Here is a 2,013-nt window from a genome sequence, read left to right on the forward strand (position 1 = left end):
TAACATGTCTCTCATGCGATCACGTAACCCCGGAATCAAATAATCACGACACGGTAAGCCGACACATAACACGACATCTTGCTCCGTTACGACTTGACTTAACGCAATTAAACACTCGATCAAGTATTGTGGGCTAAAATAACGGTCGCTGCTACGTCCGCCGCTACTAATTCCCGTCTTGGATAAAATATATCGTTCGCCATTGACTTCATACACTGTTTCATTGTTCACATCTAAGGCGTCAAATTCTAACCCGGTTAATTGCGTTAAACGATTTTCATACACCAGGTTAGTCCCGTTCTCTAACGCGACTTTAATAAACCCGTTGGCAAGGTCTAAACCGACACGTTGACTCATGCGATCTCCCCTCTTTCTTCTTTTTCTGATAGCTGACTCATACCACTAACCTACCTTTTTTGTACCGTATACACGACTTATTATATGCGGTTGACTTCTTTTTTATTCCCGTCATAATGACAATTTTAAGTATATCACAAGTTTTATAAACGTTGTATCATTATTGTTTTCCTTTTATTTCCTAGTATCAAACTCGTGTCGTTTGAGTAGCCTTTTTCTATTTTTGGGGTGCTAAAACACCTCACAAAACACGCCCCCGCGCGCTCTATTATAGGGGCCGGGTGGGGTGTGGTGTGCTGCTGCGCGTGCTGCTGCGTGCTGCTGCGTTCGGCTACGCCATGCGATGCGCTGCGCGTGCTGCTGCGTGCTGCGATTAAATACCCACTATACCCGGGCCATGTTCCCGCTACTATACCGGGGTACCCTGGGGCCAGGTGGGCAGCGGGACGTCCCGCTGCGGATAACGTCGAAAGATGTAGACAAAAAGTTGAATTTGAGTTGTATAAAAGTTTTGCTTATGTAGTATAATAATAGTGTAAACAAATTTAACTAGCGGAAAGCGGAAAGAGGGAATAAAAATGCAAATCGAATTCATTAACTACACAAAAGATTTCACGGGAGAACAAAGCGTGTTCTATTTTGAGGACGCGACGGAAGCCCTAGCGTGGTATGATAACTACATGGAACAATACCCGGACGACGAAACGGGCTGCACTCACTTTTCAGCGTATGGCGTGGAATTGATGGCAAGCGTCGACATGATAGCGGACTATGAGGACCTGGAAAGAACCCACGACAGCCACGAAATGGAAGCCGCGTGTCTATTGATTGAATACGGCCACGACGACACACTACGCGGCGCCCTGGATACGCTAAACGACCACTGCTATTTCATCAGCGGCCACGGGAAGCTGGACGCGTTTGAAAACTATCTAGATGAAATAGGCTATCTCGAGGGCGTGCCGGAACATTTACGATGGTATATTGACACTGATGCGATTATGCGCGACTTTGAATTTGATGGATTAACCATTATCGAACTAAACGACGGCGACGACTTTCTATTTTTACACAATTAAGCAACAAAGCAGCGGGACCCGTCCCGCTGCTGATAAATATAAAATGAATATCGACTATCGGAAAGGATGAATATAAAATGAATAAAAAAGAAGCGACTACTTTATTAAATATGCTAAACGCTGGGGACGTGGACGGAATCCGCGCGACCCTGGTAAATCAACTGAAAGAGTTAGACACCAAAGACATGTTAGGAAATAAGTTTTTAGCGGGAATAAAAGCAGCAAAAAGAGAACTAAAAAAATCTAATAAATCACGACCTATTTTACAATATAGCCATATTGAAAATGAAATACAATATTTTACGGACTCATATTGGGTCGTAGCATTAAAAAAAGAATATCATACCGACTTAATAGAGCACCACGGCGGGAATTATGGAACCTATCCAAATGTTGAAACATTTATACCTCAGGCGGCGAACGGCCACGCGGTAACGGTAACGGCGGACGACATCGCGAACGCCTGGGAGCCTAGCGACGATTTGCCAGGCTGCCGTAAATTTGTAGTATTACCATATCATGAAAGTAACGTGTTTTTAAATGCTAGCTATTGCAAAATGATAATGCAAATTATGGG

At 43.9% G+C, this 2,013-nt stretch carries 3 protein-coding genes; 2 read left to right on the plus strand and 1 reads right to left on the minus strand.

What is annotated here, in order from left to right; translation table 11 throughout:
- A partial coding sequence (locus tag ACJMM4_RS01470; RefSeq protein ID WP_405382754.1) for a hypothetical protein occupies nucleotides 1-357 on the minus strand: 357 nt, incomplete at its 3' end.
- Nucleotides 358-935: 578 nt separating this feature from the next.
- On the opposite strand from ACJMM4_RS01470, the gene ACJMM4_RS01475 reads away from it, so the two are divergent.
- Both ACJMM4_RS01475 and ACJMM4_RS01480 read left to right on the plus strand, forming a co-directional pair.
- Nucleotides 936-1,436: a hypothetical protein gene (locus ACJMM4_RS01475; protein ID WP_405382756.1), complete on the plus strand. Its 501-nt coding sequence runs from the start codon at nucleotides 936-938 to the stop codon at nucleotides 1,434-1,436.
- A gap of 77 nt (nucleotides 1,437-1,513) precedes the next feature.
- Nucleotides 1,514-2,013 (plus strand): hypothetical protein (locus ACJMM4_RS01480; protein ID WP_405382758.1); only part of this gene is annotated, 500 nt, incomplete at its 3' end.

The organism is Phascolarctobacterium sp., from assembly GCF_045124115.1.
In the GTDB taxonomy this organism is placed as follows: domain Bacteria; phylum Bacillota; class Negativicutes; order Acidaminococcales; family Acidaminococcaceae; genus Phascolarctobacterium_A.